This window comes from Clostridium sp. K04 (assembly GCF_019734375.1).
GTDB classification, from domain to species: domain Bacteria; phylum Bacillota; class Clostridia; order Clostridiales; family Clostridiaceae; genus Clostridium; species Clostridium saudiense.
On record NZ_JAASHD010000086.1, the window covers coordinates 1 to 1565 of the forward strand.

Genomic DNA, 1565 nt, shown 5'->3' on the forward strand with positions numbered 1-1565 from the left:
AGACTATGTGTACCGTTCTAGGCGTAGCCAGAAGCACATATTATAAATCTTTTGATAAAACTAAATCTGCAAGAGAACTAGAAAATGAGGAATTAAAATCAGCTATTAAAAGGATATATAAAGAGAATAAAGGCATATATGGTGCTCCTAGAATTCATTATATACTTGGTATAGAAGGCTTCAATGTATCATTGAAGCGAGTTCAAAGACTAATGACTAAACTTAACCTTTGTGCAGTAACTGTAAAGAAATACAAGCCTAATTCAAGTAAAAAGGTAGTAGAAGATTTAGAAAACGTTTTAAAAAGAGACTTTACAACTACTTATATTAACGGAAAATGGGTAGGAGATATTACATATATTCATACTAGTAGGGATGGTTGGTGCTATTTAGCTTCAGTTCTTGACTTACATTCTAAAAAAATAATTGGCTACGCTTTCGGTAAAAGAATGACTAATGATTTAGTTGTTAAAGCTTTAAAAAATGCTTATTACAATCAAAATCCTAATAAAAATAAGCATATAATATTTCATACAGACTTAGGATCTCAATATACTAGTAATGATTTAAAAGAGCTATGTAAAGAGTTTAATATTATACAATCATTTAGTAAAAAAGGTTGTCCTTATGACAATGCTTGTATAGAATCTTTCCATTCTTCAATAAAGAAGGAAAAAATCTATAGAAATACATATCGTACCTTTGAAGAAGCCAATATAGCTATATTTAAATATATTGAAGGTTGGTATAACAGAAAAAGGATACACTCTTCTATTAATTACATGACACCAGAACAATGTGAATTATTAGCTAGAAGTGCAGCATAAAAAAGTTTGACTTTTTGTGTCCAAAATATTGACATAAGACCAAGCGTATTCAAAGGATTATGAGAAAATATAATATTGTTTGTCCAATAAGAAAAGCTAATCCGTACAGAAGAATGGCTAAAGCAACTAAAGAACATAGAGTTGTTCCAAATCTCCTAAATAGAAATTTCAAACAAGAAGTAGCTGGAAAAGTACTTCTTACGGATATAACCTATCTACCATATGGTAATAATCAGATGGCCTATTTGTCGACCATCAAAGATGCTTCTACTAATGAAATATTAGCGCATAATTTATCAAATAATATAACACTTGATATTGCTATTGATACTATTCATAAACTGATGAATAATACAAAATTTAAATTACATAAGGATGCATTTATTCACTCAGACCAAGGAGCTCATTACACAAGTCCAAGATTTCAAAAATTATTAAAGTCTAAAAATCTCGGACAATCTATGTCCAGACGCGGTAATTGTTGGGATAACGCCCCGCAGGAATCTTTTTTTGGACATATGAAGGATGAAATTAATTATAGAAGTTGTACGACTTTTGAAGAACTTAAAGGCATAATCGATAATTATATAAATTATTATAATAATTACCGTTATCAATGGAATTTAAAAAGGCTGACTCCTGTAAAATACAGAAATCAGCTTTTAGGAGGATATCTAAAAATTTGTGTAAAATATAAATATAATAAAATGTATAACTGGAAATTTTATTTCCAGTTAT

The 1565-nt window shown here is 29.0% G+C and carries 1 protein-coding gene and 1 pseudogene; both read left to right on the forward strand.

The genetic code is table 11. The features are described from left to right. Positions 1–827, forward strand: an 827-nt coding sequence (locus tag HCG70_RS17240; RefSeq protein WP_221698080.1) for an IS3 family transposase, incomplete at its 5' end; no start/stop codon positions are given. A gap of 32 nt (positions 828–859) precedes the next feature. Next, positions 860–1492: pseudogene (locus HCG70_RS17245) on the forward strand (IS3 family transposase); the annotation flags it as partial. Between the last annotated feature and the right edge of the window lie 73 nt (positions 1493–1565).